The 14,485-nt window shown below is 36.0% G+C and carries 23 protein-coding genes; 22 read left to right on the forward strand and 1 reads right to left on the reverse strand.

What is annotated here, in order from left to right; all coding sequences use genetic code 11:
• Window positions 1-22 precede the first annotated feature (22 nt).
• The 19 genes from rplX to JET18_RS14855 all read left to right on the forward strand — a co-directional run bounded on the left by rplX (window position 23) and on the right by JET18_RS14855 (window position 9,932).
• A complete protein-coding gene (gene rplX / locus JET18_RS14765) occupies window positions 23-349 on the forward strand; it encodes a 50S ribosomal protein L24 (RefSeq protein WP_202092267.1) in 327 nt (108 codons plus the stop codon).
• Between the two features lie 13 nt (window positions 350-362).
• A complete protein-coding gene (gene rplE, locus JET18_RS14770) occupies window positions 363-914 on the forward strand; it encodes a 50S ribosomal protein L5 (protein WP_202092268.1) in 552 nt (183 codons plus the stop codon).
• A 3-nt stretch (window positions 915-917) separates the two neighbouring features.
• The gene (gene rpsN, locus JET18_RS14775) at window positions 918-1,187 is read left to right on the forward strand and encodes a 30S ribosomal protein S14 (protein ID WP_047376574.1); all 270 of its coding nucleotides are present in this window, start codon (window positions 918-920) and stop codon (window positions 1,185-1,187) included.
• Window positions 1,188-1,332: 145 nt separating this feature from the next.
• Window positions 1,333-1,731, forward strand: coding sequence for a 30S ribosomal protein S8 (gene rpsH, locus JET18_RS14780; protein ID WP_202092269.1), 399 nt, complete (start codon window positions 1,333-1,335; stop codon window positions 1,729-1,731).
• Window positions 1,732-1,748: 17 nt separating this feature from the next.
• Entirely contained in the window at window positions 1,749-2,294 is a 546-nt protein-coding gene (gene rplF, locus JET18_RS14785; RefSeq protein ID WP_202092271.1) for a 50S ribosomal protein L6, read from the forward strand.
• A 15-nt stretch (window positions 2,295-2,309) separates the two neighbouring features.
• On the forward strand, window positions 2,310-2,663 hold the full coding sequence (gene rplR / locus JET18_RS14790; protein ID WP_202092273.1) for a 50S ribosomal protein L18: 354 nt from the start codon (window positions 2,310-2,312) through the stop codon (window positions 2,661-2,663).
• Window positions 2,664-2,683: 20 nt separating this feature from the next.
• Window positions 2,684-3,205, forward strand: a complete 522-nt coding sequence (gene rpsE, locus JET18_RS14795; protein ID WP_202092275.1) for a 30S ribosomal protein S5 — start codon at window positions 2,684-2,686, stop codon at window positions 3,203-3,205.
• Window positions 3,206-3,215: 10 nt separating this feature from the next.
• Window positions 3,216-3,392, forward strand: coding sequence for a 50S ribosomal protein L30 (rpmD, locus tag JET18_RS14800; protein WP_007839493.1), 177 nt, complete (start codon window positions 3,216-3,218; stop codon window positions 3,390-3,392).
• Window positions 3,393-3,413: 21 nt separating this feature from the next.
• The gene (gene rplO, locus JET18_RS14805) at window positions 3,414-3,863 is read left to right on the forward strand and encodes a 50S ribosomal protein L15 (protein WP_202092277.1); all 450 of its coding nucleotides are present in this window, start codon (window positions 3,414-3,416) and stop codon (window positions 3,861-3,863) included.
• 9 nt (window positions 3,864-3,872) lie between these two features.
• Window positions 3,873-5,252 (forward strand): preprotein translocase subunit SecY, encoded by a 1,380-nt coding sequence (gene secY, locus JET18_RS14810; protein ID WP_034725974.1) that lies wholly within the window; start codon window positions 3,873-3,875, stop codon window positions 5,250-5,252.
• A gap of 3 nt (window positions 5,253-5,255) precedes the next feature.
• Window positions 5,256-5,471, forward strand: coding sequence for a translation initiation factor IF-1 (gene infA, locus JET18_RS14815; protein ID WP_034684855.1), 216 nt, complete (start codon window positions 5,256-5,258; stop codon window positions 5,469-5,471).
• A gap of 109 nt (window positions 5,472-5,580) precedes the next feature.
• Window positions 5,581-5,697, forward strand: a complete 117-nt coding sequence (gene rpmJ, locus JET18_RS14820; RefSeq protein ID WP_007839480.1) for a 50S ribosomal protein L36 — start codon at window positions 5,581-5,583, stop codon at window positions 5,695-5,697.
• Window positions 5,698-5,706: 9 nt separating this feature from the next.
• On the forward strand, window positions 5,707-6,084 hold the full coding sequence (gene rpsM / locus JET18_RS14825; RefSeq protein WP_002983260.1) for a 30S ribosomal protein S13: 378 nt from the start codon (window positions 5,707-5,709) through the stop codon (window positions 6,082-6,084).
• A 12-nt stretch (window positions 6,085-6,096) separates the two neighbouring features.
• A complete protein-coding gene (gene rpsK / locus JET18_RS14830; protein ID WP_050378499.1) occupies window positions 6,097-6,486 on the forward strand; it encodes a 30S ribosomal protein S11 in 390 nt (129 codons plus the stop codon).
• A gap of 19 nt (window positions 6,487-6,505) precedes the next feature.
• Window positions 6,506-7,114, forward strand: a complete 609-nt coding sequence (rpsD, locus tag JET18_RS14835) for a 30S ribosomal protein S4 (RefSeq protein WP_202092279.1) — start codon at window positions 6,506-6,508, stop codon at window positions 7,112-7,114.
• Between the two features lie 33 nt (window positions 7,115-7,147).
• Window positions 7,148-8,143, forward strand: a complete 996-nt coding sequence (locus JET18_RS14840) for a DNA-directed RNA polymerase subunit alpha (RefSeq protein ID WP_040993543.1) — start codon at window positions 7,148-7,150, stop codon at window positions 8,141-8,143.
• A gap of 6 nt (window positions 8,144-8,149) precedes the next feature.
• A complete protein-coding gene (gene rplQ / locus JET18_RS14845) occupies window positions 8,150-8,671 on the forward strand; it encodes a 50S ribosomal protein L17 (RefSeq protein ID WP_202092281.1) in 522 nt (173 codons plus the stop codon).
• Window positions 8,672-8,904: 233 nt separating this feature from the next.
• Entirely contained in the window at window positions 8,905-9,075 is a 171-nt protein-coding gene (locus JET18_RS14850; protein WP_202092283.1) for a bacteriocin-like protein, read from the forward strand.
• Between the two features lie 17 nt (window positions 9,076-9,092).
• Window positions 9,093-9,932 carry a GLPGLI family protein gene (locus tag JET18_RS14855; protein ID WP_202092286.1) on the forward strand — a complete coding sequence of 280 codons (840 nt, stop codon included), beginning with the start codon at window positions 9,093-9,095 and terminating at the stop codon, window positions 9,930-9,932.
• Between the two features lie 67 nt (window positions 9,933-9,999).
• Here JET18_RS14855 and JET18_RS14860 read toward each other — a convergent pair whose 3' ends face one another.
• On the reverse strand, window positions 10,000-10,437 hold the full coding sequence (locus JET18_RS14860; RefSeq protein WP_202092288.1) for a hypothetical protein: 438 nt from the start codon (window positions 10,435-10,437) through the stop codon (window positions 10,000-10,002).
• Between the two features lie 65 nt (window positions 10,438-10,502).
• Between JET18_RS14860 and JET18_RS14865 the strand changes: the two genes are divergently transcribed.
• The 3 genes from JET18_RS14865 (at window position 10,503) to JET18_RS14875 (ending at window position 14,337) form a co-directional block, all read left to right on the forward strand.
• Window positions 10,503-12,362, forward strand: a complete 1,860-nt coding sequence (locus JET18_RS14865; RefSeq protein WP_202092290.1) for a glycoside hydrolase family 35 protein — start codon at window positions 10,503-10,505, stop codon at window positions 12,360-12,362.
• Window positions 12,363-12,857: 495 nt separating this feature from the next.
• Window positions 12,858-13,490, forward strand: a complete 633-nt coding sequence (locus JET18_RS14870; protein ID WP_202092292.1) for a response regulator — start codon at window positions 12,858-12,860, stop codon at window positions 13,488-13,490.
• Between the two features lie 13 nt (window positions 13,491-13,503).
• Window positions 13,504-14,337 (forward strand): hypothetical protein, encoded by an 834-nt coding sequence (locus tag JET18_RS14875; RefSeq protein ID WP_202092293.1) that lies wholly within the window; start codon window positions 13,504-13,506, stop codon window positions 14,335-14,337.
• Window positions 14,338-14,485 lie beyond the last annotated feature (148 nt).

The raw sequence follows: 14,485 nt of genomic DNA on the forward strand, positions 1-14,485 counted from the left end.
TTTTTAAAATTTTTAAAAGAAAATGTCAAAGTTAAAAATAAAAAGAGGAGATAACGTCATCATTACTACTGGTAAGAAAGATATCAAAGGTAAAACAGGTGAAGTTATTGAAGTGATCAAAAAAGAAGGAAAAGACCCTAGAGTTATTGTTGCAGGACTTAACATCGTTAAAAAACACGTTAAGCCTTCAGCTTCTAACCCTCAAGGTGGAATCACTGAAAAAGAAGCTTCTATTCATATCTCAAACGTGGCTTTAGTTGGTAAAGACGGAAAAGCTATCAAAATCGGTTATAAAATCGATGGAGATAAGAAAGTAAGAATCAATAGAAAAACGGGTGAAACTTTATAATTTGAATTAACACATGGAATTTATAGCAAGACCCAAAAATATTTACAAAGAGAAAATTGTTCCTGCAATGATGGAAGAATTTGGGTACAAATCTGTAATGCAGGTACCTAAATTGGAAAAAATCATCCTATCTCAAGGATTAGGTGATGCCACTGCAGACAAGAAAATCATTGATTACGCTGTAGAAGAATTAACAATGATTACCGGCCAGAAAGCAGTAGGTACTATCTCTAAGAAAGACGAAGCGGCTTTCAAATTGAGAAAAGGTATGCCTGTAGGTGCTAAAGTAACATTGAGAGCTCATAAAATGTATGAATTCTTAGACAGACTTACTTCTTCTGCTTTACCACGTATCAGAGATTTCTCTGGTATCAAGGCAGACGGGTTCGATGGTAGAGGTAATTACAACTTAGGTATTACTGAGCAGATTATCTTCCCTGAAATCGTAATTGACAAAGTGAAAAAAATCCAGGGGATGGACATCACTTTCGTAACAAGTGCGAAAACAGATAAAGAAGCGAAAGCTTTATTAACTCACTTCGGTTTACCATTTAAAAAGAACTAAGAAATGGCTAAAGAATCAATGAAAGCGCGTGAGCGCAAAAGAGAAGCACTAGTTGCTAAATACGCTGACAAAAGAAAAGCTTTAAAAGAAGCTGGTGATTATGAAGGACTTCAGAAATTACCTAAAAACGCTTCTCCTGTAAGATTACACAACAGATGTAAACTAACAGGAAGACCTAGAGGATACATGAGAACGTTTGGTATTTCCAGAGTAACTTTCAGAGAAATGGCAAATAACGGTCTTATCCCAGGTGTAAGAAAAGCCAGTTGGTAATAATTACTAATTAATCGGGACGATTAAGTTGTTCAGATACTAAAGATCAAAAATATCAGACCTAAGATTTTCTGAAGTCTGATATTTTACTCTTCAAGTCTTTGCAAAACTGATTGTCTTTAACCAATAATTTTAAAATAGAAAAATGGTAACAGATCCAATTTCAGATTTCCTAACAAGAGTAAGGAACGCACAAAGCGCAGGCCACAAAGTGGTGGAAATTCCTGCATCGAAAATCAAAAAGGAGATTACTAAGATCTTATTTGATCAAGGGTATATCTTAAACTACAAGTTTGAAGATAGCGCTGTTCAAGGTACGATCAAAATCGCTTTAAAGTATGACAAGCAAACTAACAAACCGGCTATTAAATCTATCCAGAGAGCTTCTAGACCAGGTTTAAGACAGTACAAAGGTTCTACAGAACTTCCAAGAGTACTGAACGGTTTGGGTATAGCTGTTATCTCTACTTCTAAAGGAGTAATGACTGACAAGAAAGCTAGAGAAGAAAAAGTAGGCGGTGAAGTAATCTGCTATGTTTATTAATTTTTAATCAGAGGAAAATGTCAAGAATTGGTAAAGCAATTATAACAATTCCAGCTGGAATTACAGTCACTGAAAATAACGGTGTTGTAACAGTTAAAGGTCCTAAAGGAGAACTTTCTCAGGAGCTTACAGCAGGAATTACTTTAGAACAGAAAGATGGCGAGCTTAATGTAAACAGACCATCTGATTCTAAGCAGCACAAAGCGCTTCACGGTTTATACAGAGCGTTGATCAACAACATGATTGTTGGTGTTGAAAAAGGTTTCGAGAAGAAACTAGAACTAGTAGGGGTAGGATATAGAGCTTCACACACAGGTCAAAAACTTGAGTTAGCTTTAGGATTCTCTCACGGTATCGTATTAGAACTTCCAAGCGAAGTAAAATTAGATACATTGACTGAAAAAGGTAAAAACCCAATTATTACTTTAACGTCTCATGACAAGCAACTTCTAGGAATGGTTACTGCTAAGATCCGTTCTTTCAGAAAGCCTGAGCCATACAAAGGAAAAGGTGTTAAATTCGTAGGAGAAATTGTTAGACGTAAAGCTGGTAAATCTGCTTAATAAATTATAAGTATTATGGCATTAAGTAAATTAGAAAAAAGAATAAGAATCAAAAGAAGAGTAAGAGGGAAAATCTCTGGTTCTTCTGAATTGCCAAGATTATCTGTATATAAAAGTAATAAGGAAATTTACGCTCAGTTAATCGATGATAAAAATGGTACAACTTTAGTTTCCGCTTCTTCAAGAGAGAAAGGTGTTGACGCTAATGGTACTAAGACTGAAGTTTCTGCTGCTGTAGGTAAAGCTATCGCTGCCAAAGCTGTTGCTGCAGGAATCGAAAGTATTGTATTTGACAGAAACGGATTCGTTTACCACGGTAGAGTGAAAGCTCTTGCTGATGGAGCGAGAGAAGGTGGACTTAAATTCTAATCATAAAAATTTCGGAAAATATGTTAGGACTAGATAATATAGAAAGAGTAAAACCGGGAGGATTAGAATTAAAAGATCGTCTCGTAGCTGTTAACAGAGTAACAAAGGTAACCAAAGGAGGTAGAGCTTTCGGATTTTCTGCTATCGTAGTAGTAGGTAACGAAGACGGAGTAATCGGTCACGGTCTTGGAAAATCTAAAGAAGTAGCTTCTGCAATTGCTAAAGCTGTTGAAGACGCTAAGAAAAACCTTGTGAAAGTTCCTGTAATGAACCACACAATTCCTCACCAGACTACTGCCAGATACGGTGGTGCAGATATCTTCTTAAGACCTGCTTCTCACGGTACAGGACTTATCGCCGGTGGTGCGGTAAGAGCGGTATTGGAATCTGCTGGTATCCATGACATCCTTTCAAAATCTAAAGGATCTTCTAACCCTCACAACGTGGTGAAAGCTACTTTCAAAGCGTTATTGGATATCAGAAGACCTGAAGAGGTGGCAAGAATGAGAGGAGTTTCTCTAAGTAAAGTGTTTAACGGTTAATATTAGAACAATGGCAACAATCAAAGTAAAGCAAGTAAGAAGCGCTATTGGAAGAACAAAAACCCAAAAGAGAACGCTTGAAGCATTAGGATTTAAGAAACTTCACCAAGTTGTAGAACACGAAGCTACTCCTTCTATCTTAGGAATGATAGCTGCAGTTAGTCATTTACTTGAAGTTCAAAAATAATTTTTAACAAAAGAAATTAAAATGAATTTAAATAACATAAAACCTGCTGCAGGATCTACTTTCAATTCAAAAAGAATTGGTAGAGGTCAGGGTACAGGAAAAGGAGGTACTGCTACGAAAGGACATAAAGGTCAGAAAGCTAGAGCTGGTTATTCTCAGAAAATCGGTTTCGAAGGTGGACAGATGCCTTTACAAAGGAGATTACCTAAATTCGGTTTCAAAAACGTAAACAGAAAAGAGTTTAGAGGAGTAAACCTTGATACCATCCAAATTTTAATCGAGAACAAATCCATCACTGGAGATATCACGAAAGAAGTTTTGATCGAGAACGGTTTAGTTTCTAAAAACGAATTAGTGAAAATTATGGGTAGAGGAGAATTGAAATCTGCGGTTTCAATCTCTGCTGACAAGTTCACTAAATCTGCTGAAGAGCTTATTGCTAAAGCAGGTGGAAAAGCAATTACCTTATAATACTTACTAATGAAAGAATTTATACAAACACTCAAAAATATTTGGAGCCTAAAGGAATTAAGAGATAAAATTCTCTTTACGTTAGGTATTATCCTTGTGTATAGATTCGCATCTTATATCTCGCTTCCCGCAATTAACCTTGCAGAAGTGGGAGATCTCTTAGAGCATTATAAAAATCAAGGCGGTAACAAGCAAGGAGCAGGTCTCCTTGGCTTGCTTTCGTCGTTTACGGGGGGAGCTTTCAGCCACGCTTCCGTAATGGCGTTGGGAATCATGCCTTATATTTCTGCTTCTATTATTGTTCAGTTGATGGGAATGGCTATTCCTTATCTTCAGAAACTTCAGAAGGATGGAGAGTCAGGTAGAAATACATTGAATCAAATTACAAGATGGTTAACTATCGGAGTTTGTTTAGTACAGGCACCTTCTTATTTAACTTCTATTACTCAATTATTCTTACCATATGCTCAGTTCTCTTCTGCATACTATGTAGAGCCAAATTCTATCATGTTCTGGTTACCAAGTATTGTTATCCTGGTTGCCGGTTCAGTATTCGCAATGTGGTTGGGTGAGAAAATCACCGACAAAGGTATCGGAAACGGTATCTCTATCCTTATTATGGTGGGGATCCTTTCAAGATTACCGGAAGCATTCGTTCAGGAAATGGCCGTGCAGAACGGAAAAGGAGGGATGGGATCAATCATGATCCTTATTGAAGTAATTTTCTGGATGTTGGTGGTTCTTTTAGCAGTGGTATTATCCGTTGCTGTCAGAAAAATCCCTATCCAGTATGTAAGCAGAGCTCAAGCAAGAGGAGGTGTAAACAGAAATCTTATGCAGGGAGCAAGACAATGGATCCCATTGAAAGTGAATGCTGCTGGTGTAATGCCGATTATCTTTGCTCAGGCATTGATGTTCGTACCAGGATTATTGACCAAATTCGATGAATCCAATACTTTTCTTGCAGGTTTCAAGAATGTTTTTAGCTGGCAGTACAATGTATTGTTCGCGCTATTAATTATTATCTTCTCATTTTTCTATACTGCAATTACAATTCCGGTAAACCAAATGGCTGATGATTTGAAGAGAAATGGAGGTTTAGTACCGAAAGTAAGACCCGGTAAAGAGACAGCTGACTATTTAGATGATATTTTATCAAAAATTACCTTGCCAGGTGCAATATTTTTGTCTATCTTTGCAGTCCTTCCAGCAATAGTGCATGGAAGCTTTGTTCAGACAGATGCGTTTGCCCTATTTTTCGGGGGAACATCACTATTGATTATGGTGGGCGTAATTTTAGATACAGTTCAACAGATTAATACATATCTGCTGAACCATCACTATGATGGCTTAATGCAGTCTAAATTGTCAAGAACGACTGGATATTAATTTATGGCAAAACAAAAACATATTGAACAAGACGGCGTTATCACGGAAGCACTTTCGAACGCCCAGTTCCGTGTAGAGCTGGAGAATGGGCATATACTTATTGCGCATATTTCCGGTAAAATGAGAATGCATTATATTAAACTTTTACCTGGAGACAAGGTAAAACTGGAAATGTCTCCCTATGATTTAACGAAAGGGAGAATTACATTTAGATATTAAACAAATGCCAAATGGAATACCTGTTCCATTTGGCTCTTGTTGAAAAATAAATACTATCAAAATGAAATCGAAAGATTCCATTGGCCAGTAAAAAAAATAAATATTTCAAATGAAAGTTAGAGCATCAATTAAAAAAAGAAGTGCTGATTGCAAGATTGTACGCAGAAAAGGTGTACTGTTTGTAATCAACAAAAAGAACCCAAAATTTAAACAAAGACAAGGCTAACATTAAATTATGGCGAGAATTGCAGGTATTGATTTACCAAAAAACAAAAGAGGTGTTATCGGTTTAACTTACATCTACGGAGTTGGAAGAAGTACTTCTTCCGAAATCCTTAAAGCTGCCGGTATCAGCGAAGACAAGAAAGTCAACGAATGGAATGACGATGAATTGGCTGCAATCAGAACCTATATCTCTGAAAACGTAAAAGTAGAAGGAGAATTGAGATCTGAAGTGCAATTGAACATCAAGAGATTGATGGACATAGGATGCCAACGAGGAATACGTCACAGACTAGGACTACCTTTAAGAGGCCAGAGAACGAAAAACAACTCTAGAACCCGTAAAGGAAAGAGAAAAACTGTTGCTAACAAGAAAAAGGCAAGTAAATAATCGTTAGGAATTATGGCAAAACAAACTAAAGTAGTTAAAAAAAGAAAAGTAAAAGTTGAAGCTATTGGTGAAGCGCATATTCAGGCTTCTTTCAATAACATCATCATTTCTTTAACAAATAAAAACGGAGAAGTTATCTCTTGGGCATCTGCCGGTAAAATGGGTTTCAGAGGTTCTAAAAAGAATACTCCATTTGCTGCTCAAATGGCAGCTGAAAATTGCTCTAATGTTGCTCACGAAGCTGGATTAAGAAGAGTAAAGGTGTATGTGAAAGGTCCTGGTGCAGGTAGAGAATCTGCAATCAGAACAATCCACAATTCAGGAATTGAAGTTAGCGAAATCATTGATGTGACGCCTATGCCGCACAATGGTTGTAGACCACCGAAAAGAAGAAGAGTTTAATTTTTAGAATTTACCCATTATGGCAAGATATATTGGACCTAAAACTAAGATTGCTAGAAAGTTTGGTGCTGCAATCTACGGAGATGATAAAAACTTCGAAAAAAGAAAAAACCAACCGCCAGGACAACATGGTCCTAACAAAAGAAGAGGTGCTAAGAAATCTGAATACGCAATTCAGTTGGCTGAAAAGCAAAAAGCTAAATATACTTATGGTATTTTAGAAAGACAGTTTGCTAACTTATTCGAAAAAGCACACAGAAGCAAAGGAGTAACAGGTGAAGTTCTATTACAGCTTTGTGAATCAAGATTGGATAACGTAGTATACAGATTAGGTTTTGCTAAAACAAGATCTGCTGCTAGACAGTTAACTTCTCACAGACACATCACTGTGAATGGTGAGATCCTTAACATTCCTTCTTATTTAGTAAAAGCAGGTGATGTGATCGCTGTAAGAGAGAAATCTAAATCTCTTGAGGTTGTTACTGATTCATTAGCTTCCAAAGCTAATTATGAGTGGTTACAATTCAACGATGAGAAGAAAGAAGGTACTTTCGTTTCTGCTCCTGAAAGAATCCAGATTCCGGAGGACATCAAGGAACAGCTTATCGTCGAACTTTACTCTAAATAATTTTTTAATCAAATTTTTGCTCAACCCAATAATATGGCAATTTTACAATTCATAAAACCCGATAAAGTAATTTTACTTAACTCTGATGAATTTAAAGGTCAATTCGAATTCAGACCTCTAGAACCAGGTTTCGGGCTTACAATCGGTAATGCTTTGAGAAGAGTGTTGCTTTCTTCTCTGGAAGGATACGCTATTTCATCTATCAAAATAGAAGGTGTAGAGCACGAATTTTCAACTATTCCAGGAGTAATCGAAGATGTTACCGAAATTATTCTTAACCTTAAGCAGGTAAGATTAAAAGCTTCAGCAGAAGGCCAGGCCAACGAGCAGGTAGTTGCTAAAGTTTCAGGTCAGACGGTTATTACTGCTGGTGATTTAGGAAAGTCTATCAACGGATTTGAGGTGTTGAACCCGGATCTTTTGATCTGCAACCTAAACAGTGATGTAACTTTCGAAATTACTTTCAATATTGAAAAAGGTAGAGGATATGTTCCTTCAGAACAGAATAAGTCAAACAATGCTCCTGTAGGAACTATTGCTATTGACTCTATTTTCACGCCAATTAAGAAAGTACAATACAGCATTGAAAATTATCGTGTAGAGCAAAAAACAGACTACGAAAAACTTGTATTAGATATAGAAACTGATGGTTCCATCAGTCCTCAAAATGCTTTAACTGAAGCTTCCAAGATATTAATTTATCACTTCATGCTGTTCTCTGATGAGAGAATCACGCTTGAAACTGAAGCTGTAAAAGCATCTATCCAGTACGATGAAGAAACACTTCACACAAGACAACTTCTTAAGTCTAAACTAGCAGATATGGATCTTTCCGTAAGAGCCCTTAACTGTCTGAAAGCAGCTGAAGTAGAAACTCTTGGAGAATTGGTTTCTTACAGTAAGTCTGATTTGATGAAATTCAGAAATTTTGGTAAAAAATCTTTGACAGAACTAGAAGAATTAGTGCATTCAAAAGGTCTTAACTTCGGTTTCGACGTTGCAAAATATAAGTTAGACGCTGATAAATAATTAATAATGAGACACGGTAAAAAATTCAATCACTTAGGAAGAACAGCTTCTCACAGAAGCGCTTTACTTTCTAATATGGCTTGTTCTCTAATTGAGCATAAAAGAATCAACACTACTGTAGCTAAAGCGAAAGCTTTAAGAGTATATGTTGAGCCTCTATTAACAAAAGCAAAAGAAGATACTACACACAACAGAAGAATAGTATTCTCTTACCTTCAAAATAAATTTGCGGTTGCTGAATTATTCAGAACTGTAGCTCCGAAAATCGCTGAAAGAAACGGTGGTTATACAAGAATCATTAAGACAGGTTTCAGACCAGGTGATGCTGCTGATATGGCTCTTATCGAATTGGTAGATTTCAACGAGCTTTACAACCCGAATGCAGAGGAGAAAAAAGCTACAAGAAGAAGCAGAAGATCAACTGCTACTACTAAAAAAGCTGAAGCAGTAGTTGCTGAAGCTCCTGTAGTAGAAGAAAAAGTAGAAGAAGCTAAAGCTGACACTACTGAAGAAAAAACTGAAGAATAATATTCATTCAGATATATATAAAAAGCCATCCGATCCGGATGGCTTTTTTATTGTTTGTAGTTTAAAAAATTATGCTATTAAAATTGTAATGCTGAAGATTTTAAATGTTTTTCTTATTTCTCTTTTGATATTTGAGTTGTTTTTTATTTTGTATCCCTATTAATTGTAATCTTTCTAATGATGGTTTAAGTTTGGAATATCAATAATGGCAAAATATTTAAAACATATAAATAATGAAAAATCTTAAAAAAATTTCGAAAGAAAAATTGAAAAACCTGAAAGGAGGTGAAGGTAAAGCCTGCTATTGCACAGGAGATAATGGAACTGTTTTTATGGGCTATACTGCCACTGCTGAAGGTTGTTATTATGCATGTACCAAAAGCCTTTCACTTCAGCCAAACTAATAGCAATTAACGATCATATGTACAATTTGTTTTTTTTATTATTAATATCTCTAGTATCTGGGCAAAGCTATCGTTTTGTATACGAATATAAAATGATTCCGGATACCACTAGAAAAGACTCTTTGGTAATAAATTACATGAATCTTGACAGTGATGGAAAGAAATCTTTTTTTTATAATAGTACAAAATACGAAGCAGATTCTACATACAACAGCAGCAAAGATTTTGGAGCTATTCTTAAAACTGAAAGATATGATCATAATTTAATTTATGTTGTAGAAAAGGATTATTCGTTACAAGAGATAAAGTTTTATACAAAATTTGCAAGTGCAGGTCTGGTAATGATTGATAGTGAAATTCCCAAATGGAAATTAGAAAAAGAATTTGAGAAAATTAATAACATGAATTGCCAAAAAGCAAGTTTGAAAAATTATAAGGGGAGAGATTGGGAAGCCTGGTTTACAGCTTATCCTTTAAGTGATGGACCATATAAATTTTATGGGCTACCCGGGCTTATAATACAATTGAGTGATAGTAAAAAAGAACATATTTTTAACTTAATTAAAACTAAAAAAATTCATTCTGTTTTTTCACTTTTACCCAAAAACAGTAAAGTAGTAACTCAGATGGAATATGAGAAATTAATAAAAAATAAAAATTTTAATTTTGATCGCGATGTTGAAAGTTTTACAGCAGATGTAAAAGCTGGCAAAGTAGGAGTTATTATGAAAAACGGATACGCTGCCGATTTTAATTATAACGATTTAAAAAAAAGTAGTAAAACGGGTAAAATAGATGATGAAATTGCAAAAAGACTAAAGGCTACAAGTAATCCTATTGAGATAAGTGCGGATTAAAAAACAAAAACTGCTCAGGAACCTGAACAGTTTTTTTATGCTGAATAACCCGTATTCCAAACTCCGATTAAATCTTCGTTCTCTTCAACTCAATCACATTATTTCCCTGTTCAAGGTGCAGGCTGTCTCCCTTCACTCTTGCAGTCATATCATCTTTTTTGTAGATCGTTTCACCATCCTTGGTTTCCGTTTTTGGAAGTGTGAACGTCTTTTTGTTGCTGGTAATGGCAACGTTGCTGTCCTCTGGATCATTTTTGAATACTACCTTCACCAGAGATCCGTCTGTTGCTTTATAAACGAAATCTGTTTTTGTTACTCTTTTCCCGTTCACTTCAATCGTTGAGGAGCTTTGGGTTGCAGAATCAATTTTACCATTGCTATCTGTGATCACAGTTTCAGAGCTATCCGTTTTAAGTACGCTTTTGTTTCCGCTTTCACCTGATTTTTTACAGCTGATAACAGTTATTGCAAGTACGGCATTCAGTACGATGAGACTTTTTTTCATGATTTTTTAAGTTTAATATGGAGCTTAAATTTTATTCTTTAATTTTACAAAAATCATGCTATAATATGAAATCTTTCTGTCATTATTTATACATAATTATTTTCTTTTTCACGGTTAATGTAATGCATTCTCAGAAAAGGAATTTTGAAATCAAGGACAGCCATTTTTTATTGAATGGAAAACCTTTTACCATCTATTCCGGAGAGATGCATTATCCAAGAGTTCCGTCAGAATATTGGAAGCACCGGCTGCAAATGATGAAAGCTATGGGACTCAATACCGTCACCACCTATGTTTTTTGGAATTATCACGAAGAATCGCCAGGAAAATGGAGCTTTTCAGGGGAAAAAGATTTGAAAAAGTTTATTAAAACAGCACAGGAAGTAGGTTTGTATGTGATTATCCGTCCGGGGCCATATGTTTGTGCAGAATGGGAATTCGGCGGGTACCCGTGGTGGCTGCAGAAAAATAAGAATTTAGAAATAAGAACAGATAATGAGGCTTTTTTGAAGCAGTGCGAAAGCTATATCAATGAATTGGCGAAACAGATTATTCCCCTGCAGATTAATAATGGCGGCCCGGTTATTATGGTTCAGGCTGAAAATGAATTCGGGTCTTATGTTGCCCAACGGAAAGATATCTCATTGGAACAGCACAGAACATACAGCCATAAAATAAAAGATTTGCTGGTGAAATCAGGATTATCCGTTCCTTTTTTTACATCAGATGGCAGCTCTTTGTTTAAAGGAGGTTCCATTGATGGTGCTTTGCCCACAGCTAACGGAGAAAGTGATATCGAAGTGCTGAAAAAAGTAATCAATGAATACCATGGGGGTAAAGGTCCGTACATGGTGGCAGAATATTATCCCGGCTGGCTTGATCACTGGGCAGAACCCTTTCCTAAAGTTTCTACCGAAGAGGTTGTGAAACAATCTGAGCTGTATATCAAAAATGGCGTTTCTTTCAATTATTATATGATTCACGGAGGAACGAATTTTGGTTTTACCAGCGGAGCCAATTACGATAAAGATCATGATATCCAGCCGGACATGACAAGCTACGATTATGATGCACCTATCACGGAAGCTGGCTGGGCAACTCCGAAATACAATGCTTTAAGAAAAATATTTCAGAAAATTAATAAGGAAAAGCTTCCTGAAGTCCCAAAAGCTCCCAAAATAATCACTTTTAAAAACATACAGTTTTCCAAAACGGCTGCTTTATTTGATCTGATTAAAAAGCAAAGCCCGGTCAAGGCAGACCAACCCCGGACTTTTGAAGATCTTGGTTTGGGGCATGGTTATGTTCTTTACCGCAGAAAATTTGAAAAAAACGAAAAGGGAAAGCTTGAAATAAAAGGGTTGAGAGATTACGCTAATATTTATGTAAACGGAGTCTGGAAAGGCGAACTGAACCGTTATTATAAAAAATATGATCTGGATATTGACATCAGATCGGGAGACGTTCTGGATATCCTTGTCGAAAATATGGGAAGGATCAATTATGGAGCACAAATTGTTCATAACCTCAAAGGAATTATAAGTCCTGTAACCATCAGTGAGAAAGAAATTGTCCGGAATTGGGAAATGTTTCCTTTACCCTTTGATAAAATGCCTGAGATTACGGCAAATTCAAAATCTATAGCTTTAAAAACACCGGTTATAAAAGAAGCTCATTTCCATCTTAATGAGACCGGAGATACTTTTCTTGATATGAGAAACTTCGGAAAAGGAATTGTTTTTGTGAACGGAAGGAATATAGGACGATACTGGAGTAAAGTAGGGCCGCAGTTAACGCTTTATGTTCCCGGGGTCTGGCTGAAGAAAGGGAAAAATACCATTCAGGTTTTTGAACAGATCAATGATCAAGATATTCAGGAAATAAGCAGTATTGATACACCTATTCTTGATCAGCTTGTAAAATAAGTTTTTATTCTAACCCTTACTCAACACATATGCGTCTCTGTTTTTCAGGGACGTTTTTATTTTATGGTTAAGAAAGGATAAGTTTAAAATTAACCTGAGTTCAGGATAAGGCATTTTCGTTTATATAATAGGGACAGGAAGTCAGAGGTTGGAAGAGGGAAGGTATTGAAGTCCAAAGCAAATACATCGCTGCTGTTTTTAATTATTTTTTTAATCTGCTTCAACAAATTTAAAGGCAGCTGTTGAATAGTATTGTCTGGAAGTAACTTCCATCCTCCCTCTTCCAGCTTCCTGCCCTTTAGTCTTAACTTCTTATCCCGGATTTTTAAATTAATATTAATTGTTTTTGAATTGACTGATAAAATCTAAAAAAAATGTTAAATTTAATGGTAATAAAAACAAACCAATAACCCTGAACTCAAGTCTTTAAATTACACAAAAGTGTAATTGTTTCCGCCTTGTTTTCTACCGAAATTTGTCTTAAACAAAAAAACAATGAGCATTTCCATAGCCATAGTAGAAGACGAAAAGAACTACAACAATGCGTTGAAGAAGGTTATCAATTATCAGGATGATATGAGGGTGGCTGCCCAGTTCTTCGACGGGAATGATGCCCTGAAAAATCTTCCCGCTATTGCCCCGGATGTTGTCATGATGGATATTCAGCTGCAGGATATGCTCGGCATAGAAATCATCGAAAAACTCAGAAAAGATATGCCGAAAACGCAGTTCATCATGTGTACCAGCTTTGAAGATGATGAAAAGATTTTCAATTCCCTGAAAGCCGGAGCTATGGGCTACCTGATCAAAGGAGAAAGTATGGAGAGGATCCTGTCTTCCATCCGTGATGTCTACAACGGAGGTGCACCCATGAGTCTTTCCATAGCACGAAGAGTATTAAGCCACTTCGAAAAAAAGCTCCCGGAAACCAAAGACTTTGATGACCTTACCGAGCGCGAAAAGGAAATTCTTGAGCTTCTTTCACAGGGACTTCTTTACAAAGAAATTGCCGATAAGAAATTCATCAGCATTGATACCGTAAAAAAACATGTAGGAAATATCTACCGAAAGCTGCACGTGAGCAATAAGGTAGAAGCTATAAATAAATTTAACCATTTTAAAAACTAAAAAACTAAAAGCTATGGAAACATTAGAAGAAGATTTCAATTGCTCAGTGGAAGCATTTATCATTTCTTTAGAAAAATCTGGAGAAATAGACGATTTAAATAATAAAGAACATCTTACTGAATATGAGATGCGTGTGAAGAAATATATTAATGATAGAAGTATGAAATATGCTTTTACAGATCCTATAAAAGATAGTAAATTTTCCACGGACAGAGCGAATTTTATTAGTCTTTTACCAGGAATACAGTCTCCATTATCTGTTAACTTTAATATGTTTGAAACGCTTGTTACAGATCATTTAGGTGCAGGCTATGTCGATATGAAGATATCTTTTATGGAACTACCTTCATTAGAAATCACTAAAATTTTGGAAGCAGCACCACAGGAAAGCGAAGCTTTAGCAAGCCGTGAAGGTCATCTGTATGCAGTAGTTTCTTTTATAGCTGATGCTTCGTCTGATCTGCTGGATGCCACATATGCTGTGTTTAATGTATCCCAGCCTTATCATATCCCCTCAGCTAATCTGAACACTTATTGCATAAATTTTCAGGCTAGTGCTTTGGGAATAAGAATTAGAAATGCTTCTACGAGTAATTATGTTCCATGCTGCCAAAAATATGATCTCCGCAAGGTGAAGAAGTACACTGACAGAATAAGACAATATCTAGGAGGCTGTAAAGAAAAGACTGTAGAAAATATTGATTTTGAATTGTGTTTTGGAGAGAGAAAACATGTTACACGTGGAACGATACAATCTTTTTATTTGGCTTCAATACCTTCAGATAACACCAAGGCGCAGTTGACAGCCCATTTTCCTTATTATGATCAGGGCAGTCTGGAACCATAAAAATGTTGATAACTATTTACTATATTATCTCTTTTATTGTTTTAATAAAAGCAGCCATAGTTTTGGGGAGAAAAAAGTTTTCTTCCCAAGACTATTTCTTTTTTTTCCTGCTTATTAATTTTGGAGTGGATTTTTTTTCGGAACTGAA

The sequence above is a fragment of the Chryseobacterium endalhagicum genome (genome assembly GCF_016745235.1).
Classification (GTDB): domain Bacteria; phylum Bacteroidota; class Bacteroidia; order Flavobacteriales; family Weeksellaceae; genus Chryseobacterium; species Chryseobacterium endalhagicum.